Source organism: Litoreibacter albidus (assembly GCF_900107015.1).
Classification (GTDB): Bacteria; Pseudomonadota; Alphaproteobacteria; order Rhodobacterales; family Rhodobacteraceae; genus Litoreibacter; species Litoreibacter albidus.
On record NZ_FNOI01000011.1, the window covers coordinates 1 to 18,806 of the forward strand.

Below are 18,806 nucleotides of genomic sequence, written 5' to 3' on the forward strand. Positions count from 1 at the left end.
AAAAAAGCCCCCCGCATCACATGCGAGGGGCCTTTTCGGGTCAGGAGACGACCTAGGAGAACTTAGTAGTTAACGCGCTCGGCTGCGGACTCGTTACCCAGTGCGAAGAACGACAGCAGGTCGGTGTTTGCGCGGGTTGCTTGGCCTGCGGTCACGGACACGTTGCGCTCTGCGGCGGCTTCGTTGGCTTGTGCGCCGGCCAATTGTGCGGCGTAAACGTCACCGGTGGAGGTGTTCGGGATCACGCGCTCAGCGGCGGAGTTGTTGTCTGCTGCGAAGAATGCGGCGGCGTCTGTCACCTGTGCTGCGAAAGCAGGAGCAGTTGCGGACAGGGCGATAATTGTTGCGATTACAGTTTTCATTTTCAGTACTCTCTTTTGTTTGTTTTCAGGCTGTTGCCTAATGTGTGTGTCGGCGTGTTGCCGTTTGATGAGACTAATATGGGGCATGGAACCCCGCGCCTCAACGCCCAGACATCGCAAAAACGCCCCACTTCTGCGCATTGATGCACAGCAAAACATCCCCTCTCGCGCACGCGATCACGCCGCCGTGAGAACCGGATCACGGACCGTGAGACCGGTGAAATACGCCCCCTATGCGCTTCATCCCGACCGTCAAGGCTCGGTCATAGCGATAACGGAACAGGCCACGGATACGGTCATGGCGCGCTATGTTTACGATGCCTTCGGGGCGCGTGAGCAAACCGTTGCCTTGACCCTGCAGGACTACGGCTTCACGGGCCGCGAGTTTGATGCGGAGACCGGCCTCTACTACTACCGCGCGCGGCATTACGATCCGGCTCAGGGGCGCTTCATTCAGTCCGACCCGCTCGGCTTCGCGGCGGGGGATCTTAACCTTTACGCCTACACCTGGAACGACCCCGCGAACTGGAGCGACCCCAGCGGCTTGAGCGCCAGTGGCGAGAGCGGCCAGCTTAATGCCGGTGTTATGGCCATGGCCCAACGGGCGGTCAGCAAGGTCGGGCGTGGTGCTGTTTGTGTTGCGGGAAGAATCTCGACCGCGCTGAGCGAGCTGGGCGCGATCGTCAGCGAGGGACAGACGTTTAACAACATTACCAGCGTTGTTTCACTAGGGGAGGCCGCTTGCCGGACGAAGATCAAGGCGAAGAAAAAGAACCGCAATTGCGGTTGTCCCGGTGGTGGAAAGGGCGGTGTCAGTAGCGGAAACTCCTTCCCAGACGGCACAGAGGTTCTGACACCGAACGGGAAAGTCGCCATTGAAACCTTGCGTGAGGGCGATTTGGTACTGGCGCGCAATGAGGACACCGGCGTCTCGGGCGTGTTCCCGGTCACAGCAGTGATGTCGCGTGAAGCCGCTGGGTTGATGTGGATCACCTTGGAAAACGAGGCCGGCAAGACCAGCCGCTTGGGGGTCACCTCCGGCCACCCGATGTTCGTGGTCGAGGCGGGCTGGACCGAGGCGGAAGCCCTGTCGGTCGGTGACAAGATACGAAGTTCGGACCTGTCATCATTGGTGGTCTTGGCCATCGAGCTTGATGATACCCAGCAAAAGGTCCACAATCTGGAGATCGCCGAGGCGCACACGTATTTTGCGGGAGAGCTGGAGGCTTGGGGGCATAATGCCAGTTGGTCCAAACATCGAAAATCAGTTTATCAAGACTGCGGAGGAAAATGCTCTTATTGCGGGATACAAACTGTCTTTAGTGGCCCGCGAACAGGACCCCGCAAGGACCGTTTCAGCCTTGATCACGTTATTCCTCGAAAATGGGGTGGTTCAGACGATAAATCAAACCTCATTGGATGCTGTGTGTCGTGCAATTCTAAGCGTGGAGCTCCTAAGCCATGAAGCTCAAAATGAATAATGGCTCTGAGCCAGTTCTCGCATGCCCACATGTTTTGCGAAACCTTCCGGAAACTGGTTTTTTTTGCCGGACACAAGATGGGCTGGTAGCGGCCTGCTGTGAGAGTTGTGACGCACTAGAGACTGGGGATGGATTAGGGCTAGTACATTTGACCCATTTTTCTAAACACGCTGAGTTGCCAGAAGTAGCATTCTCGCTTCCAGTAAATGCTTGTATTAAGTGCAACGACGATAAATGGAATCTGGACTACTTCGAAGACGATACAACCCCAGAAGAGGGAGAATTTCGTCTAGCTGCCGTCAATGATCCAATTCGCCATTGGACGGATAAGAAGGAGGTTCAATTTTTCGTTCTATCTGAAAGCCTGCCTGTTTTGGTTACGTTAGATGAGGGTATTCGCGTGCTACCTGTTTGGTCAGTAGGTCAATATATACCGCATGATTTTAGTAGAAAACTAGACGGTCGAGAAATACATCGAAAGTGCGCGCTCGGCGAAGTTCAGATGATGGCTGCTGTTGCCGGCGTTTCATTCTTGGCAATAGATTTTCTGACCGCTAGCTTCGACGTTGGATTGATTGCCCAACCCTTAACTTGCCCAGTGTAGTGTCTCCTAAAGCTGCCTGTGCTCGGGTGCTTTCTTATGGTCAGTTGCCACGCCGCAAAGGGCGCACAATCTCGAGATCGCTGAGGCCCACACCTATTTTGATGCGATCGCACCAGATGCAGAAAAGTGGCGGCGTTGGTTTTTCCTTTTGGAGGAGGGCAGATCGACGAAGTCTTTGTTCCAGACGTTAACCAGAATGTGCTTCGTGTATTTGAGGCAGGGCCGTTATGGGAAGGGTCGCGCGCGCCTCGGGGGCGTTTCTCAATCTCGGATGGCCGATCCATTTCGCGCTGTTGTAGGGTCCGTCCTTCGTCGACACGTGCCTATAATTGCGCAAAACTATCCGGCGGGCAGCGCCAGCCGGAGTGCCGGCCCGAATAGAGGCCACGTAAGGGGCTAATCCAGAAGGTATCTGATATTCTTCCCGAGAGGTTAGAAGGTCGAGCAGGGCGCCATTAAGATGTACTTTTGCCGCATCATGCATCATGTGCAGGGCAACACGTGACAGGCCCATTTTGACCCACGGGCGATGCAGCGCGCGCTGCTCGTCATAGGTATCGCGGGTGATGGTGCGCGAAACGCCGCGCGCAGAAACAGTGATCCGGTAAGGAACCACCGGCGTCATGTGGCGCATGATGCCACCGGTCGTTTCCGATGAGGTCATCCAGCCTTCGTCGACAAAGACCCACTCGTCCGCAGCGTTGACGCCCCGTGCAAGATCTTCGCGGCGGGTGGCGGCCTGCGCGGCTTCGGCCTGCGCGCGAGTATCGAAATTGCGACGGTTGGTGCGGCCTAAGGGCGCGAAATCGCCAGTTCCGTCAGCGTCGCGGTAGCCACCGCCGACATCGGAATGGGCCCCGGGCAGGGCGAGCGTGTCACCCCCGCCGGTGGGGGTGTTGCGGTTCAGGCGAAAACTGTTGCGGTATTCTTCAGCGGCAGTCAGCTGGTAAATTTGGCCAGTAACCTGTGCGGTTTTGACATGGACGTTGACCTCGCCATTGTCGTCATCAGCCGGGTCACCGATCCCGCTGCATTCGTTTGCTTCGTTGTAATCAGAGCCGTTTTTGTAAAGCGGATAAAGCAGCGCGGGAGGACGTTGAACCGGTTGTTGCCGGTCCCGTCGAAGAAAACCCCAACCTCAAGCGTGACGTCCGGACAGGTCTGAGTGGTGTTGCCCGTCGCGCCGGAGAGGCCTGCATCAGCGGCGGCTGTGGTGGCGTCGGCGTCAACATGTGTCAAGCTAGCCAATGACTTACTCCTGCGGCGTTGGGCATTCTGGATCGATGACAGCTGGGCGGCTGATACCCATAATACTCGACAGGCCTGCGAGTTGTCCGGTCTCCAGCCGCCAGGCTTTATCCTCTGACGGCACGCGGACCCCGCAGGTGCGAACCACATCTTTCAGGTCGCTTAGCTCAATACCGGCTTTGTCGGAGCCGATCAGAAACAAGCCATTCGGCCCCATGATGACGTTCAGCGCGTAGTGGGTGAAATTGGTGTTCAACTCGTCAATGGGCACATCGACATGTGCCTCCCACGCGCGATCTGTCGTCAACTCGACCCACCTGGCTGCGACACGCCAAAGGCCGTCGTCGCCATCGTCCAGTGGAATACTGCCCACGGCACTTCCCGCCGAACGGGGTGGCCCCTGATCCGCCCGCCCACCGGGAATAAATATCGGGGTCGGCGCAAGTGGCATTTCAATGGAAAAATGCGTCAGAACAACAGGTGTCGAGTGATAGCTAGAGAACATCAACGACAATGCGGAGGGATCATCATCAGCCTTGCAGCCCGCCAGAACGGCAAGCGCAAGCAAAGGCATGGCCCACCTCATGGCTGGTCGCCCCGCTTCGCTGCGACAGGGCCGCCTTTGGGCCAAGGTTGGCCAACCCGTCGCAGCTCTGCGGGCTCGCGTGACCAGTCGACCAGCGTGATGTTGATGCTTGTGTAGACAGCCTCCAGCCACTCGGTAGCCTCGGTGACGACGTAGTGCTCCACCGATGTACCCTCAAGCGGCGGCGGGACGGGTGTGGTTCCGTAGATAGACCCAAACGGAAGGGGCTTCAGCCGCTTAACAAGCCGGTCGAAAACAGGCTGGCCGTCAGGGGCAAAAGCCTCAATCCCGGCGGCCGGGAAGTTTAATAAATCTAGGGCGATCTGCTCGTCAGCCGGGGGCGGCGCAGTGTTGAGGATATAGGGCATATCAAGTGTCGCAAGCCCCGGCGCCAGAAACCCGAACCCATGGCGGCGCGACCAGAACGCGACCTCGCCAAGCCCGCCCAAGGCGATGGCATGAGTATCCCCTGACAGATCAGGGTCGCCTTCAAAGATGTAGCTGGTGACTGGGCCAAGCATGGAGGGCACGATCAACTGCAACCGCCCGCCAGTGAGGCAAGTCCGGCGGTGCGCCATACATCCAACAATGCATCGGGCAGGGTGCCAGTGTGGCGGGCGATCGTGGCAGCATTTACGGGCACGCCGTTTTTCAGTCGCTCGGCCAAAAAAACATCTCCGGAAATGCAGTCTAAATGTCTTTCTTGATATCCGATTAGTTTAGGTCAGATCGGTGATTTTAAGCAACTAGGGTTTTTGACAACAAGAAGGTAGGGTAACGCCTAAAGGGTAATTCTTCTGCTAGACCCCTCAAAGCCTTGATGACGCTTTCCGCCTAGTCTGGGTTTGGCTGCGTTGATTTTTCAGCGCCGTCGGTCCCGTAGATCGAGGTAGATACTTTCACAGTCTGTTGTTCGTATGCTCAACGGTGCCTTTCTGGTACGGCGCTTGTGGATCACAGAACCACGCTTCTGCGCCGATCCCATCCTTGAGATGCTTCCAGGCGGAGAATTCTATACCGCGATCAAAGGTGACCGAGTGGCGGGCATCTGCGGGCAGGGGAGCGAGGCCTTGGATCAGCGCTTCCATGATCGGCTTTGATGTTCGATCCTCATTGCGCATCACAACAGCATAGCGGCTCACGCGTTCGACCAGAGACGTCACGTTCACCTTCCCATGCTCCTTGCGGAACATCATCAGATCGCACTCCCAGTGGCCGAACTCAGAGCGTTCTGCGATCCGTTCCGGCCTGTACGACAGGCTCTGTGTATCAAAGATGTGACCGCGTTGATGGCGTCGATATCCACATGGCTTGCGGCGACGGCGGTGCTCGGGCAGGTGGCGATAGAACTGCTCTGCGCGCCCGTCCTTGGACTAGGCGAAGCGGTAGATCGTCTCGTGACTCACGCGGATCGGATGACGTTCAAGCCGCGTGCGGCCAGCAATTTGCTCGGGCGACCAACCCGCCTTCAGACGGTCTTCGATGGCGGCCTTAAGTTCAGGGTGAACGATCATCTTACGATGGATTGCGCGGCGCGCCTCATATTTGTCCTGAGCGACAAGCGCGTGATAGCCGTCCAGCTCCGGCAGCTCAGTGTCAGTGTATAGGTTGCGCTTGATGTCTCGGTAGATCGTGGAAGGGTCACGACCCAATCTATCCGCGATCTCTGATACCGGCATTTTGTCTTCCAGCCACTTTGCGTGCTTGCGGCGTTCATCCAACTTCAGGTGACAGTAGTGGCTCCCCATTCTTCACACTCCATGCAACATTCTGTTTTAATACAGAAATTGCGCTTCGCTTGTGAAAACACCCCGCGTACACACCTTACACTAATAATCAATCTTATGTAACATGTTTGGCACTAACCGGAGTGAGGCTGAGCTGAGCGGGTTTCTAAGAAAGTGTTCTGCAAATCAACTCGATGTTCTGTGTTGATGTGAGAAAAATCATAGCGACACGATCCGCGACCATTCTGCCTCGGTTGTCTCACCCGCAGCAACAAGATCATGAACAGCGTCTCTGAGCGTTCGGAATCGCCTAATTTCGGCATCCGGATCCAGTGGCAAACCTCCTGCCATAGCTGAAATGTCCTTCCTGCCTTGCGCACTCACTGCCATCAGCTCTGAGACGACCCGCCTTCCTTTATAGCCCGAATTATTACAGCTCTCACAACCCTGTCCCGCGCAGGATTTGCATACACGTCTCACTAATCGCTGGGAAAGCACCCCGCGTAGTGTCGCCGCGAGAAGGTAAGGCGCCACTCCCAGATCGATCAATCGATCAATGGCGGAAAGCGCATCATTTGTGTGCACTGTTGAGAGAACTAATCGTCCCAAGAGCGCCGCTCTGACGGCAATCTCTGCGGTTTCCTCGTCACGGATTTCCCCTTGTAGCCTAGACGAACCTACGGGACACTTGCCGAGTTACTCTAGCTCGTCTCTGAGAACTTCGTAATGGGTCTGGCCGTCATGTGCGCCGTGCGGTCTAGCTAAGTTGTAGAACCGCTCCCATTCGTCGAGTTTGGCCTCCAGATCGACGTCACCTTTGCAGCTAAGAAGTTGATAGAAGTCCCAAGCTGATGCAAATGCTTGAGAACGGGCAGCTAGACATGACAATGAGCACGCGGCGCTCGGGCAGCTACAAGAGTGTGCTTTTGTTAAAACCGCCCGCCTTGTGATCGCGTCTGAAAGCTGGCAGTTTAATCCGTCTGAGCCTATTCCGCTGGTCTTGAGAGATGAGCCGAGCATGTTCCGCCGTATCGCGCTCTCTTCGCTTGATCTGAGCGGGCAAACCTACGTTGAGCGTCTTACGTCTTCGTCACTCGCAGGCGTCCGTCTCGCCGTCGCAGCGGAGCTTGGCATCACGGTACGGACGAAGAGCTCCTTGTTCACCAACACCAAAATATTGACGGAAAAGGATGGTCTGCCTTCGCTGCCAGACATCCCATACTGTCTGCATCGGTCCGTTCAAAATGTCCGTCAGGAGTGCATTGATCTTTTCGAAATAATTGAAAGTCAGGCCGCGGAACTAAGCTAGCGCGCCCTACACGCCGTACGGGTTAATCCATGTGGAATACTTCCTGCATATCCGCCCAATGCTCCCCCTCGGCACGGCTCTCTAGCGGGCGTTGCATCGGCCCACAGATTGCCCACCATTTCTGGGTGGTGGGGTCATCCGCCATCTTTTTCATATCGGCGTCAAAATCCGCCCCGTGGTATTCCCAATACCCGAAAAGCGTGGCCTCTGCCTCGTTCCAAAATATCGTGTAATTCCGCACGTTGCTGCGCGACAGCTGCGCCAGGACATCTGGCCACACGTCCGCATGCAGGCGCCGATATTCCGCCGCTTGCGCGGGATCGAGACCGATCATCATTCCCATGCGTTTCATACTCATTCCCCCAAGCCCAAGTTGTAAAATCTATTTGCTGTGCGGCCCATGATCTGGGCTGCTGCTTCGGGGCCGTGTTCTGATGCGATAGATTGCACTGCTCGGAACCAAGCCGCGTAGTCAGCCGCTAGGTTCACGACTGGCCAGTCACTGCCCCACATCACGCGGTCGGCTCCGAAGCATTTGATGATCTCTTGGCCATGGGTCGCGACATCTGCCATATCCCAATCGCCGCGTGCTTCCGTCACAAGGCCCGACAGCTTGCAATAGACAGAAGGCGATTCCGCCAATCCCGCCAGCCCGTCGCGCCATAGGGCCGCGGGCGCGACACCCGGTAAAATCTCAGGCTTGGCACCATGATCGACAACAATCTGCAAGTCGGGATACCGCTGCGTCAGTACTTTGATCGCACCTAAATGGCGTGGCTGGATCAGCGCATCGAACCGCAATCCCAAAGTGATCATTGCTTCAATCGCATCCGCGCAATCAGCGCCAAGTATCCAGTCTTCCGCCGCAATATTCTGCAGCATGGGGCGAACGCCCTTCAGCATCGGATCCTTCGCCAATGCGGTTAGCGTTTCGACCGCATCATCAGCGGATAAGTCTACCCAACCGACGACGCCCGCGATGAAATCAGTCTTGGCTGCGATCTCCAGCAAGAACCGCGTCTCAGCTACCGTGTCAGTGGCCTGCACTAACACCGTGTGGCTAACGCCCGCCTGCTGCAACGCAGGGTTCAAATCATCGGGGCCGAAGTCCTTGAAAATCGGGGCCACGGACGCATCGGGCCAAGGGTAATCCCCCCGCCCCAGCGTCCAGAAATGCTGATGTGCGTCGATGATCATATCGTCCCTGCCTCCATTTCCGCGTCAAGTTCGTCCCAAAGCTTTTGCGGTATCTCGGCGTTGATCTGCAACAGGTTTCGTGTCAGCGAAGACACTTTAGAAGTGCCGATCACAATGTCGCTTACCACCTTAAACCGTGCCGGAAACTGAAGCGCCAGTGCGGAAATCGGAACACCGAACCGTTCACAGATTTGAACAATCCTGCGGGTGCGATCTTGGACGTCATCGGATGCGGGAAGATAATCGAAATGCGCGTCCGGTCCGGGTCCGGTCGCAAGAATGCCCGAATTGAAAACCCCGCCGATCACCAAGTCGATGTCGTGCTCGGCACATAAGGGCACCACCTTATCCAGCGCGCTGCGGTCAAGCGGTGTCAGCCGCCCCGCAAGCATAATGCGGTCAATTTCCATCCTGCCAATCGTGTTCATACAAGCGGCGACAGTATTCACGCCAATCCCGATGGCACTCACCACACCGGACGATTTCAGAGCGGAGAGCGCAGGCGCGCCACTGTCTAGAAGATCGCGCAGATGAGCAGGCGTATCGGTTTCGACGTCAGGATCGAGGATATCGTGTACGTAAAGCGTATCGATCTTGTTCAGCCCCAAACGCTGAAAACTGTCCGCGACGGAACGCTCCACCCCCGATGCCGAAAAGTCGAAATGCTGCCCAAACGGCAGCCCGCTTTTAAAGCCCTCAGCAGTATGGCCCTTTTGCAAGGGCTCCAAAACGCGGCCCACCTTTGTCGAGAGCGTCCAGCCTGTCCGGTCCCGCAAAAAGTCCCCGATGCGCCGTTCTGACATACCGTTCCCGTAGTGCGGCGCAGTGTCGAAATCGCGAAGGCCGTGCTCCCATGCCGCCTCAAGAACCTGTGCCGCCTGCTCTGACGACACGGGTTCATACAAGCCCGCCAGACCGGAGCAGCCAAAGGTTACACCCGCTGTCATACCATTGCTTTCTCGTCCGACAGATCAATCACCAGCTTGGTGACCGTAGCGGAATTCGCGGCCCAGTGCTTCAAAGCCTCCGCCGCTTGCGCGAAGGGATATGTGCCACTGATCGTGTCATCGGCGGGATAGAGGCCGGATTCAATATGCTCTACCGCCTCAATGAAGTCGTCTTGCAACGCACCGCGCGACCCCATGATGTCCAGCTCTTTGGTGAGGATCAGTTTGGTCTCGTAGGTCACCGGTGATTTGGAGTAGCCGATGTAGACGACCCGCCCGCAAGGGGCTACGTGATCAACACAGGCCAAAAACGTCTCGGGTAGGCCCACGGCCTCAATCGCCACATCAACGCCGTCACCCTTGGCGAAGTCCTTCACGGCCTCTGCTACGTCTTTTGCCAGCACGCCCTCTACCGCACCCGCGGCTTTGGCCAATTCCAACTTAGCGTTGTCAACGTCCACCGCCATCACACGCGCGCCGCGTCGTGCGGCCCCCGCGATGACACCCAATCCGATGGCACCGCAGCCAAAGACCAGCACCGTTTCGTCGCGGGCAACCCGCGCGCGCTTCACTGCGTGAAAACCAACCGCCATGGGTTCTATCAGGGCAAGGTGATTGGGGTTTGTTACCTTGGATGTAACGATGCGCTGCCACGGCGCGGAGATGCGTCCGGTCAGCGCGCCCTCACGCTGCACACCCATCGTCTGGTTGTTGCGGCATGCATTGATCCGGCCCTGCCGGCAAGCTGGGCAGTCACCACAATTGCGGTAAGGGTTCAGCGTAACCGCATCCCCGATGTGGATCGCATCCGGCACATTGTCACCCTTCGCCAAGATCGTCGCGGCGATTTCATGGCCTGGGATACGTGGATAATCCACCAGCGGGTTCAACCCGCGCCACGTGTTCAAATCGCTGCCGCATAGCCCGACACGGTCCACCTGCAACAGAACGTCATCCGCCGCAATCGTGGGCTCCGCGAGATCACTAAACGCACTCGCGCCGGGGGCGGTAATATTGAAAGCCCTCATGTCTAAAATCCTGTTACAGCGCCGCCGTCCACGGCAAGCACATGTCCATTCACAAAACCCGCTGCTGGTGAGGCGAGGTAGGTCGCGGCATTGCCGATATCTTGCGGCTGCCCCATCCGCCCCATGGGCGTGCGGCCTATAATTTTGGCTTTTCGGGCAGGGTCCTGCCCCAGTGCCTTTTCGGTCATCGGGGAGGTTATCCACCCCGGCGCAATGCCATTCGCGCGAATGCCGTCTGAAGAGACTTCGGCGGCGGTTGCCCGCACCAAACCCAGCACCGCGGATTTCGCCGTGGTATATGCAACGATCTCAGGCACACTCAGGTAGCTGGCCATAGACGCCAGATAAATGACAGAACCGGAACTCTTCCCCAATGCCGGCAACGCGGCGCGGGTCAGGTTAAAGGCGGCTGTCACATGCACCTCCATAACGCCGCGAAACTCATCCGCAGAGGTGTCGCCGAACGGCTTCTTCAAATGATTGCCCGCATTGTTCACGACAGTATCAATCCGCCCGTATGCGGATAGGGTCGCGTCAACAATCTGCTCTGCCGCTTGAGCATCCGTAACATCCGCCTGAAGCGATGTTGCACTGTCGCCCAGTTGCGCAACTGCGCGGTTAAGTTTGTCGGCGTTCTGGCCAACAACCATGACTTTCCCGCCGGCCTCAATATAGCATTGGGCAATCGCCAGCCCCAAACCACTGCCGCCACCAGTGACGATACCCACGTGGCCCTCAAGTCGAAACGGATTTGTCATGCCATCATCCTTCCAATTGCGCGGCTTACGCTGTCTTCCGTTTGTCCGGGTTCCGGCAAGCCTGGAACATCCCCGACGATGCGCTGCTCCTTGAAGACAAGGATGCGGCTGGCCAGTGAAATGATTTCTGGCATATCCGAGGAGATCACGATCACGGATTTGCCCTGTGTCGCCGCCAAATCCCAGATCAGTTTGTGGATCATCGCCTTGGCGCCCACGTCGACCCCCACTGACGGCTCATCCACGATCAGAATGTCGCAATCTGCCGCAAGCCATTTGGCGATGGATATCTTTTGTTGATTGCCACCGGACAGATCACCCACGCGCTGCTCCGGCCCCGTTGCCCGCACGTCCAATGCTTCCATAAGGTCCGCCGCGATTTTGCGCTGACGCGATCCGTTAATGGCGCGGGTCAGCGGGTTACGCAGGCGTTTCCAGACCGGCATGGTGATGTTGGTCTCGATGTCGAAATCCAGAAACAACCCATCCTCTTTACGGTTCTCGGACACATAGCCGATCCGGTGTTTCTCAATTGCGGTGCCGATGCTGTCTATCTCAACAGGCGCCCCGTTCACCTTCACGGTGCCCGCAGACTTCGCGTAAAGCCCGATCAACGTGCGCGCCAGTTCTGTGCGCCCTGAGCCGACCAAGCCGTAAAACCCAAGAACCTCGCCACGGCGCAAACCAAAACTCGCGTCCTTAACTAGGCCGGGCGCTGCGAGGTTCGTCACTTCCAACGCCAGATCATCTGCGTCTGTCTCAAGGCGCGGGAAGGCCTCAATCAGCAGTTTGCGACCGATCATCATCTCTACGATGGTTTCGCGGGTCATATCGGCAATCAGTTCTGTGCCCACATGCTTCCCATCGCGCAACACCGTGATGCGGTCGCAAATCTCCAGCACTTCCTCCAGCTTATGGGAGACAAAAATCAGCGTCATGCCGCTAGAACGAAGATCGCGAACCAGCTTGAAAAGCCGCTCCACCTCGCTGGCGGTAATCGACGAAGTTGGCTCGTCCAACAGCAGCACCTTCGCGTCCCGCGATAGCGCCTTGCCGATCTGCACAAGTTGTTTTTGTGCGGCAGACAAGTCGCCAATGTGATCCTCGGGGTCTAGGTCAAGACCGACGCGCTCCAACACATCCGCCGCGTCCGCGTTCAGCCGCGCCCAGTTCAGACCGCGCCCTTCGCGGTAAAGCTCCAGCTTGTCGATCATGATGTTCTCAGCAATCGACGCCTCGGAAAACACCTGAATTTCTTGGTTCACAATGGTGATGCCCTTATTGAGCCCGTCCCGTAGTGACCCGAGTTTCAGCGTTTCCCCGTCTAGCTTGATAACACCCGCGTCAGCGGCATGAATGCCGCAGATCGCTTTGATTAGTGTCGATTTACCGGCACCATTTTCCCCCAAAAGGGCGTGCACCTCACCGGGGTGGAAAGTTGCTGACACATCGTCCAGCGCCTTCACTCCGGGGAATGATTTACTTAGTCCAACCAGCTCAAGCGTCATGACTTGCGCGCCTTTGCAGACCAGACTTCACGGGCGCGGTCCAACAGGATGGTCAGCAAAATGATCGACCCAAGGAACGCCTGCTCGAAGTACACATTTGCCTGCACCAGAATAAGGCCGTTCTTGATCAGAACCATGATCAGGCCACCAGCGAACAAGCCCAGTGCTGTGATCCGTCCACCCGCCAACGCGGTGCCGCCGATAATCGCGACGGCGAAGGAGATGATAAGCCAGTTTTCACCAATGGCTGGCTGGGCGGAACCAAGGCGGGACACCCAGAGCAACCCCCCTACCCCTGCGAAGAGCGATGACAGCAGGTTGGCCCCCATGATGATCCGGTTCGTGTTGATGCCCGAAAGCTCGGCCGCTTCCTTGTTCGACCCCGTCGCAAGAAGTTGGCGCCCAAAGATGGTGTAGCGGAACATGTACCAAACCGCGCCAAGTGTCCCGAGCATGAGGTAGAACAGATACGGCAGCCCCAAGAAGCTACCCCGCCCGATGGCCTTAAAGGACGCAGGGATATTGCGGTAGCTGTAGCCCTCGGACACGCCGTAGACGATGCCCGTAAAAATAAAGAGCGTCGACAGCGTGACGATGAAGCTGTTGACCCCCAACTTCGTCATGACGAAGCCGTTAAAGAAGCCCGTACCCAGCGAAACCGAAAGTGCGATGAGCACGCAGAGCGGCCAAGGAAGCCCCAGCGTATCAACGGTATACCCGAAGGTCACCGCCGTAAGGCCCGCGATTGCCCCGACGGACAGGTTCATGTTTCCGGTCACCAGCATGATCGCCTGCGCAAGCGCCACGAACATATAAAGCGACTGTGTGCGCGTCAGGTTGAAGACGTTGTATTGGGTTAAAAAGCTGTCGGATGCGATTGCGAAAATCATCACCAACAGAAGGGCTGCGCCCAAGATCCCAGCCTCAGCGCCGGTGATGATCCGCCCCGCGCGCAGTCTTTGCATAAACATTGTATTTCTCCGAGATGATGACAGGTGGTTCGAGGAAGGCGCGGACGCCCTCCCCGAACGCTGATGGACCGCTACTTAGTAAGGTAGGTCCCGACAAGGCTATCGATGATGCCTTGGGTGAGGGTCGAAATCTCGCCCTCGTATGTGTCGATGTTGTCGGCGGTGACCGTCAGAACACCAGCGTCAATCGCGTGAGTGCCCTCAACAGGTGTGTAACCTTCCGACATGAGACGCAGAATCTCCAACGGGATGTAGCCGTGCCCGTAAGGGTTTTGCGCCAGTGTCCCGTCGATGTGACCGTCACGAATTGCGTCCATCACCACCGCATCGGTGTCGATCCCGAAGAAGTGGATCTTCTCGCCGCCCTGCTCGTGGTATTCGGTCAAAAGCTCCGCCACAGCAACGGTCGGCGTGTAGCCCGTCGCGATCATCCCGTCGATATTGCCAAGGTTGGCCGCGATGGCGTTTTGAACTTTCTCAACGCTGCCTTCGATGGTCGCCAGATCGCCCACGGTCTGGATGATCTGAACATCGGGGTAACGCGCGACAACTTCCTGAACGCCTTCGTCACGCAGGCGGGTATTCTCGCCCGGCACTTCAAGGATGTTGATGATGTTGCCTGAGCCGCCCATTGCCTCGATCAGCGCTTCGGTCGCCTGCATGGCGGCTTCTTTCGCTTGCGTGCCCACGTAGAAGCTGGCGGGTGTCGGGTCTTGTGTCGCCTGTCCGAAGTCAACGATAGTCACACCGCGTTCCGCCAGTTCCTCATAAAGGCCCTGCGCACCTGCCACGTCGGACGGGAAGATGGAGAAGTGGGTGAACCCCTGCGCCGCCATTGCGGACACGTTTTCGTTCTGGTTGTCTTGCGTCCAGTCTTGACCGAGCCGTTTTACGACCTCGATGCCCGTCTTCTCAGAAAACGCGTCAACGCCGGTTTGAACCTCGTCAAAATACGGGTGAACCGTCGACGCATACCATGCAAATCGAGCTTCTTCTGCGGTCGCCGCAGCGCCCCAAGCCGTCGCGAGCGCGAGGCCCATCAGGGTCGCCTTAGCGGTAGATTTGAAGTGTTTCATTTTCTCTCCCTAGGTTTGGCCGAATTCTTTAGGCCAGTGATAATCTGCGGGGGTCCTCCTCCCCGATCAGATCCTTAACTTCGCGTGTGAACACGGTGTGAGGTGCAGGCGTTATCGACCAAATCCCAGTCGATATCGCAACCAAGACCCGGCCCTGTCGGCGCGTGGATCATGCCCTTGTCGTCAATGAAGTCATCGTAGCTTTGAACCATCGGCGCTTGGAACACATCCTCTGGCACAAACAACTCAAAGTAGTCGCAATTGCGAATCGCGCAGGACACATGCAGGTTCGCCATATCCATCGGACCCATCGTCGTCGTGTGAAGTTCGCAGTTCAGCCCATGCGCCTCCGCAAGGTGGGCCGATTTCAGCGTGCCGGTGATCCCCGCCTTCCATGACACGTCGGCGCGTACCGTATCGCAGGCACCGGATGCAATAGCCTGCGCCACGCCCCAAGGCCCGCCGCGGGTGGTTTCGGTTCCGACGATCTCAATATCAACGGCAGCCCGCAGGCGCGCATATTTATCCAGCTCATAGTCACGGAAGGGCTCTTCAAACCAGCGGAAATTCAGGCTTTCCGCGTGGCGGGCGACCTTGATCGCCTCGGCCAGTGAATACTCGGCCACAGGGTCTGTCATCAAAACGATATCGGGACCAACAGCCTCGCGCACGGCAGCGTGGATCGCCATATCCATATCTGACGGCCCGCAAGGGTGGATTTTGTAGGCTTTGAATCCCTTGGCGACGTATTTCTTGGCCTCCTCAACATACTCTTCGATTGTCGCGAGCCACAGGCTGCTGGCGTATGCTGGCAGCGACGTGCGGTAGCTGCCTATGTATTGATGCAACGGCAACTCTGCCGTTTTGGCAGCCGCATCCCATAGCGCCACGTCAATCGGTCCAGGAAGGAAGACAGGAAAGAAAGCGCCGTGACGGTCGATGTTCCAAAAATCATGCCAGACTTTTTCACGGTCATGGATCGAGCGCCCCATAATAACCGGTGCGATTACGTCAGTTAGGTAGGCATCCGTTACCGCGCCGGATCGCGCGGCCCAGAATGTGGCAAGCCCCTCTACGCCGTCCGACGTCGTGATCTTGCCAACACCGTAGTCCCAAGGCATTGGCGCCGCCCCTTCGCGGGAGGCATCGAACATGCCCTTTGGCCGACCACAAATCCAAGTTTCGAACTTTTCGATATACACTGATGCCCTCCCAAGCAGCCGACGCGGGTAGTGCGCGGTTCGTTGAGCTTCGCCAAACTACGGAAGAAAGTCTATTCAACGGTGACCCTAAAAATGGCACTTTTGTGCTTTTCATTCCCTGTTAAGCTTTCATATAAGAGAGCATCCGATACAGATGTCCGAACGGATCAACCGAAAGCCCCCCAGATGAACCCGAGCCTGCTTGATGTACGTTTTCTGCATGCGGACAACTCCGATTACGGCGAAGAATGGTCCGGCACCCGCCTCAATGATGACTATCACCGGCTGTACCACATCGTCAGCGGATCAGCGCAGGTGCGCTACGACGGGCATGACTGCACACTGACGGAGGGGTGCAGCTACCTGTTCCCCCCGACGGCCCATTTCTCCTATCGGTGCCCGAACTACCTGAGCCTTCAAAACGTATGTTTCAAAATGACGGTTCTTGGCGGCGTTGATGTCCTGAAGCTCCAGCCTTCGTTGTTCAAGGTTGTGCGCCCTGACGAAGACAATATGACAACCACAATGGCATCGCTGCATGACGCGCTTGGCGAGGCTATGACCTTCGCGGATCAGATCACGGCGCATGGCCGCCTATTTCAACTTCTCGCACCTCACTTCGCGATAGATGAAACCGCGCAGGACCGAACCCGCCGCCAGTCTGTCGTCCGCCTGATGGGCGTTCTGGACTACATCTCCAAGAACCTGCGGTCTTCCATCAAGGTCGCGGATCTACCGGATCGGGCTGGGATGAGCCGCTCTCATTTCGTGCGCAGTTTTACGGAAGCCCTTGGCATGTCCCCGCAAGCCTACATTCGCAGGCGCCGGATCGAACTGGTAAAGGTCGACCTGCGGGCAACACAAAAATCCCTCGCCCTCTTGTCTTACGAGACGGGGTTCTCCAGCCCGTCACATCTAACACGAGAGTTTAGGAAACTGACCGGCTACACGCCAAACGACTACCGGCGCCTCGACCAGCCATTTGAATAAAGCACTATCCCGCGATTTCGGGAAACACATGTGTGCGCTTCACCACGCCGTAAACAAAGCTTGTATCAATAGAACCGATCCCGCCAATCGGGTGCAGCCGCTCCCTCACAAACCGCTCGTAATCCTGCAGATCACTGACCACCACGCGCAACAAGTAGTCAGACAACCCGCTCATCACGAAGCACTCGAGTATCTCAGGTATTTCCTTCATCTGCGCCTCAAACCGGCGCACCGCATCTTCGGTATGGCGCTCCAGACTGATGCGCACCATCACGGTGACGGGCAAGCCGTAGATCTGCGCATCCACGTCCACGCTATACCCATGGATCGCGCCGCTCTCTTCCAACTGGCGTACCCGCCGCAGGCACGGCGACGGCGAAAGGTTCACCTCCTCCGCAAGGTCGAGATTCGTCATGCGCCCGTTGCGTTGCAAGGCCCGCAAAATCTTACGATCAGTTGCGTCTAATTTGGAATTCCTTGGCATAATATGCTAATCTTTCTGCTATCTAAGCATAAGATAGCAACTTAATGCCTCTAGAAACAACAGATGATGCCCCTAAACAGATAGGGGCCAAGATGACTACCAAGCAGCAAGATTTTTCCACTCGCGCCATCCACCACGGCTACGACGCCCAGACAGAGCAAGGCGCGTTGAACCCGCCAATCTACATGAGTTCAACCTTCACGTTTGAGACCGCCGAAGCGGGTGGCGACATGTTCGCGGGCGAGGCGCAGGGCCACTTCTACTCGCGCATCTCCAACCCGACGCTAGATCATCTGGAACAGCGGATTGCCAACCTTGAGGGTGCGCAAGCAGGGCTGTGCACGGCTTCAGGCATGGGGGCCATCACGTCCACCATGTGGTCATTTTTGGAAGCGGGCGATGAGGTGATCATCGACAAGACCCTCTACGGCTGCACATTTGCATTCATGACCCACGGCTTGCCGCGCTTCGGGGTCAAGGTAACGCTGGTCGACATGACGAACCCCGAAAACCTGCGCCACGCCATCAGCGCCAACACCAAAATCGTGTACTTCGAGACCCCTGCGAACCCCAACAACCGTCTGGTGGATATCGCCGCCATTTCGCAAATTGCGCATGAGGCAGGGGCCAAGGTGGTGGTGGACAACACCTATGCAACGCCTGTGTTAACGCGGCCCATTGAGCACGGCGCGGATATCGTGGTCCATTCGGCCACCAAGTTCCTAAGTGGGCACGGCGACGTGGTGGCGGGCCTCGTTGTCGGCAGCCTAGAGGACATGACGCAAGTGCGGCTGGTCGGGCTTAAGGATATGACCGGCGCCGTGATGTCGCCGCTCACGGCGATGCAACTGTTGCGCGGGATTAAAACGCTGGAACTGCGCATGGCACGGCACTGCGAAACCGCGATGAAAGTTGCCAAAGCGCTGGCCGAACATCCGGCCGTGTTGTCGGTCTCCTACCCTGGTCTGGATGACTTCCCCCAAGCGGAACTGGCGCGGCGTCAGATGTCGGACTTTGGCGGCATGATCCCGTTTGAGGTAAAGGGCGGCAAGGCTGGCGGCATCGCCGTGATGAACAGGTTAAATCTGGTTCAACGTGCCGTAAGCTTGGGCGACGCGGAAAGCTTGATCCAGCATCCGGCTAGCATGACCCATTCCACCTACTCCCCCGAAGAACGTGCCGAGCATGGTATCGCAGAAGGTTTGGTGCGGCTGTCCGTAGGCCTCGAGGGGGCCGACGATATCATAGGCGATCTGTATAGCGCGCTTTCCGCGCATAACATGCAGGCCGCCGAGTAGCCGCCCTCCTAGACAGGCGGCGGGTGCAGA

General features: G+C 57.3%; 21 protein-coding genes and 2 pseudogenes. 5 read left to right on the forward strand and 18 right to left on the reverse strand.

From position 1 onward, the window contains the following. Positions 1–62 precede the first annotated feature (62 nt). Entirely contained in the window at positions 63–362 is a 300-nt protein-coding gene (locus BLW66_RS17175; protein ID WP_089947071.1) for a hypothetical protein, read from the reverse strand. A 208-nt stretch (positions 363–570) separates the two neighbouring features. Between BLW66_RS17175 and BLW66_RS17180 the strand changes: the two genes are divergently transcribed. Both BLW66_RS17180 and BLW66_RS17815 read left to right on the forward strand, forming a co-directional pair. Further along, a complete protein-coding gene (locus BLW66_RS17180; protein ID WP_170833518.1) occupies positions 571–1,827 on the forward strand; it encodes an RHS repeat-associated core domain-containing protein in 1,257 nt (418 codons plus the stop codon). Next, entirely contained in the window at positions 1,824–2,447 is a 624-nt protein-coding gene (locus tag BLW66_RS17815) for a hypothetical protein (RefSeq protein WP_139254589.1), read from the forward strand. Before BLW66_RS17180 ends, BLW66_RS17815 begins: the two co-directional genes overlap by 4 nt. 187 nt (positions 2,448–2,634) lie before the next feature. On the opposite strand, the gene BLW66_RS17185 is transcribed toward BLW66_RS17815, so the two are convergent. The 7 genes and pseudogenes from BLW66_RS17185 to BLW66_RS17215 form a co-directional block, all read right to left on the reverse strand. Continuing rightward, positions 2,635–3,111 carry a hypothetical protein gene (locus BLW66_RS17185; RefSeq protein ID WP_089948948.1) on the reverse strand — a complete coding sequence of 159 codons (477 nt, stop codon included), beginning with the start codon at positions 3,109–3,111 and terminating at the stop codon, positions 2,635–2,637. Between the two features lie 275 nt (positions 3,112–3,386). Further along, positions 3,387–3,695 (reverse strand): hypothetical protein, encoded by a 309-nt coding sequence (locus BLW66_RS17820; RefSeq protein WP_139254590.1) that lies wholly within the window; start codon positions 3,693–3,695, stop codon positions 3,387–3,389. 4 nt (positions 3,696–3,699) lie between these two features. After that, positions 3,700–4,269, reverse strand: a complete 570-nt coding sequence (locus tag BLW66_RS17195) for a hypothetical protein (RefSeq protein ID WP_089948953.1) — start codon at positions 4,267–4,269, stop codon at positions 3,700–3,702. An 8-nt stretch (positions 4,270–4,277) separates the two neighbouring features. Beyond that, the gene (locus tag BLW66_RS17200; protein ID WP_089948955.1) at positions 4,278–4,859 is read right to left on the reverse strand and encodes a hypothetical protein; all 582 of its coding nucleotides are present in this window, start codon (positions 4,857–4,859) and stop codon (positions 4,278–4,280) included. A gap of 324 nt (positions 4,860–5,183) precedes the next feature. Continuing rightward, positions 5,184–6,029: pseudogene (locus BLW66_RS17205) on the reverse strand (IS30 family transposase); the annotation flags it as partial. Between the two features lie 198 nt (positions 6,030–6,227). Beyond that, positions 6,228–6,662, reverse strand: coding sequence for an ATPase, T2SS/T4P/T4SS family (locus BLW66_RS18295; protein WP_089948957.1), 435 nt, complete (start codon positions 6,660–6,662; stop codon positions 6,228–6,230). A 42-nt stretch (positions 6,663–6,704) separates the two neighbouring features. Beyond that, a pseudogene (locus BLW66_RS17215) lies at positions 6,705–6,851 on the reverse strand (IS481 family transposase); the annotation flags it as partial. 175 nt (positions 6,852–7,026) lie between these two features. Here BLW66_RS17215 and BLW66_RS17220 point away from each other — a divergent pair. After that, positions 7,027–7,317 (forward strand): type 2 periplasmic-binding domain-containing protein, encoded by a 291-nt coding sequence (locus tag BLW66_RS17220; protein ID WP_089948959.1) that lies wholly within the window; start codon positions 7,027–7,029, stop codon positions 7,315–7,317. A 22-nt stretch (positions 7,318–7,339) separates the two neighbouring features. Here BLW66_RS17220 and BLW66_RS17225 read toward each other — a convergent pair whose 3' ends face one another. The 9 genes from BLW66_RS17225 to BLW66_RS17265 form a co-directional block, all read right to left on the reverse strand. Next, positions 7,340–7,669, reverse strand: a complete 330-nt coding sequence (locus BLW66_RS17225) for an L-rhamnose mutarotase (protein ID WP_089948962.1) — start codon at positions 7,667–7,669, stop codon at positions 7,340–7,342. 2 nt (positions 7,670–7,671) lie between these two features. Further along, complete coding sequence (locus BLW66_RS17230; protein ID WP_089948966.1) at positions 7,672–8,514, reverse strand: amidohydrolase family protein; 843 nt, start codon at positions 8,512–8,514, stop codon at positions 7,672–7,674. Continuing rightward, the gene (locus tag BLW66_RS17235; protein WP_089948969.1) at positions 8,511–9,461 is read right to left on the reverse strand and encodes an aldo/keto reductase; all 951 of its coding nucleotides are present in this window, start codon (positions 9,459–9,461) and stop codon (positions 8,511–8,513) included. The genes BLW66_RS17230 and BLW66_RS17235 overlap by 4 nt, the downstream gene beginning before the upstream one ends. Then, positions 9,458–10,489 (reverse strand): zinc-binding alcohol dehydrogenase family protein, encoded by a 1,032-nt coding sequence (locus BLW66_RS17240; protein ID WP_089948971.1) that lies wholly within the window; start codon positions 10,487–10,489, stop codon positions 9,458–9,460. The genes BLW66_RS17235 and BLW66_RS17240 overlap by 4 nt, the downstream gene beginning before the upstream one ends. Before the next feature lie 2 nt (positions 10,490–10,491). Beyond that, positions 10,492–11,247, reverse strand: coding sequence for an SDR family NAD(P)-dependent oxidoreductase (locus BLW66_RS17245; RefSeq protein ID WP_089948973.1), 756 nt, complete (start codon positions 11,245–11,247; stop codon positions 10,492–10,494). Then, positions 11,244–12,755, reverse strand: a complete 1,512-nt coding sequence (locus BLW66_RS17250; protein ID WP_089948976.1) for a sugar ABC transporter ATP-binding protein — start codon at positions 12,753–12,755, stop codon at positions 11,244–11,246. The genes BLW66_RS17245 and BLW66_RS17250 overlap by 4 nt, the downstream gene beginning before the upstream one ends. Then, positions 12,752–13,726 (reverse strand): ABC transporter permease, encoded by a 975-nt coding sequence (locus tag BLW66_RS17255; RefSeq protein ID WP_089948980.1) that lies wholly within the window; start codon positions 13,724–13,726, stop codon positions 12,752–12,754. The genes BLW66_RS17250 and BLW66_RS17255 overlap by 4 nt, the downstream gene beginning before the upstream one ends. A 71-nt stretch (positions 13,727–13,797) precedes the next feature. Beyond that, positions 13,798–14,802: a sugar ABC transporter substrate-binding protein gene (locus tag BLW66_RS17260; RefSeq protein ID WP_089948982.1), complete on the reverse strand. Its 1,005-nt coding sequence runs from the start codon at positions 14,800–14,802 to the stop codon at positions 13,798–13,800. A 74-nt stretch (positions 14,803–14,876) separates the two neighbouring features. Continuing rightward, complete coding sequence (locus BLW66_RS17265; protein WP_089948985.1) at positions 14,877–16,004, reverse strand: enolase C-terminal domain-like protein; 1,128 nt, start codon at positions 16,002–16,004, stop codon at positions 14,877–14,879. Between the two features lie 186 nt (positions 16,005–16,190). On the opposite strand from BLW66_RS17265, the gene BLW66_RS17270 reads away from it, so the two are divergent. Then, positions 16,191–16,994: a helix-turn-helix transcriptional regulator gene (locus BLW66_RS17270; protein ID WP_170833519.1), complete on the forward strand. Its 804-nt coding sequence runs from the start codon at positions 16,191–16,193 to the stop codon at positions 16,992–16,994. Between the two features lie 4 nt (positions 16,995–16,998). On the opposite strand, the gene BLW66_RS17275 is transcribed toward BLW66_RS17270, so the two are convergent. Next, complete coding sequence (locus BLW66_RS17275; protein WP_089948991.1) at positions 16,999–17,478, reverse strand: Lrp/AsnC family transcriptional regulator; 480 nt, start codon at positions 17,476–17,478, stop codon at positions 16,999–17,001. Positions 17,479–17,570: 92 nt separating this feature from the next. Here BLW66_RS17275 and BLW66_RS17280 point away from each other — a divergent pair, with 92 nt between their 5' ends. After that, the gene (locus BLW66_RS17280; RefSeq protein WP_089948994.1) at positions 17,571–18,776 is read left to right on the forward strand and encodes a methionine gamma-lyase; all 1,206 of its coding nucleotides are present in this window, start codon (positions 17,571–17,573) and stop codon (positions 18,774–18,776) included. The last annotated feature ends 30 nt before the right edge of the window (positions 18,777–18,806 follow it).

Excerpts from the sequence above, each read along its gene's own strand:
- BLW66_RS17175 (WP_089947071.1), bottom strand. The coding sequence starts at position 362 with ATGAAAACTGTAATCGCAACAATTATCGCCCTGTCCGCAACTGCTCCT.
- BLW66_RS17255 (WP_089948980.1), bottom strand. The coding sequence starts at position 13,726 with ATGTTTATGCAAAGACTGCGCGCGGGGCGGATCATCACCGGCGCTGAG.
- BLW66_RS17235 (WP_089948969.1), bottom strand. The coding sequence starts at position 9,461 with ATGACAGCGGGTGTAACCTTTGGCTGCTCCGGTCTGGCGGGCTTGTAT.
- BLW66_RS17200 (WP_089948955.1), bottom strand. The coding sequence starts at position 4,859 with ATGGCGCACCGCCGGACTTGCCTCACTGGCGGGCGGTTGCAGTTGATC.
- BLW66_RS17275 (WP_089948991.1), bottom strand. The coding sequence starts at position 17,478 with ATGCCAAGGAATTCCAAATTAGACGCAACTGATCGTAAGATTTTGCGG.
- BLW66_RS17245 (WP_089948973.1), bottom strand. The coding sequence starts at position 11,247 with ATGACAAATCCGTTTCGACTTGAGGGCCACGTGGGTATCGTCACTGGT.
- BLW66_RS17250 (WP_089948976.1), bottom strand. The coding sequence starts at position 12,755 with ATGACGCTTGAGCTGGTTGGACTAAGTAAATCATTCCCCGGAGTGAAG.
- BLW66_RS17195 (WP_089948953.1), bottom strand. The coding sequence starts at position 4,269 with ATGCCTTTGCTTGCGCTTGCCGTTCTGGCGGGCTGCAAGGCTGATGAT.
- BLW66_RS17225 (WP_089948962.1), bottom strand. The coding sequence starts at position 7,669 with ATGAAACGCATGGGAATGATGATCGGTCTCGATCCCGCGCAAGCGGCG.
- BLW66_RS17240 (WP_089948971.1), bottom strand. The coding sequence starts at position 10,489 with ATGAGGGCTTTCAATATTACCGCCCCCGGCGCGAGTGCGTTTAGTGAT.
- BLW66_RS17270 (WP_170833519.1), top strand. The coding sequence starts at position 16,191 with ATGAACCCGAGCCTGCTTGATGTACGTTTTCTGCATGCGGACAACTCC.
- BLW66_RS17220 (WP_089948959.1), top strand. The coding sequence starts at position 7,027 with ATGTTCCGCCGTATCGCGCTCTCTTCGCTTGATCTGAGCGGGCAAACC.
- BLW66_RS17280 (WP_089948994.1), top strand. The coding sequence starts at position 17,571 with ATGACTACCAAGCAGCAAGATTTTTCCACTCGCGCCATCCACCACGGC.
- BLW66_RS17815 (WP_139254589.1), top strand. The coding sequence starts at position 1,824 with ATGAAGCTCAAAATGAATAATGGCTCTGAGCCAGTTCTCGCATGCCCA.
- BLW66_RS17185 (WP_089948948.1), bottom strand. The coding sequence starts at position 3,111 with ATGACCTCATCGGAAACGACCGGTGGCATCATGCGCCACATGACGCCG.
- BLW66_RS17260 (WP_089948982.1), bottom strand. The coding sequence starts at position 14,802 with ATGAAACACTTCAAATCTACCGCTAAGGCGACCCTGATGGGCCTCGCG.
- BLW66_RS17230 (WP_089948966.1), bottom strand. The coding sequence starts at position 8,514 with ATGATCATCGACGCACATCAGCATTTCTGGACGCTGGGGCGGGGGGAT.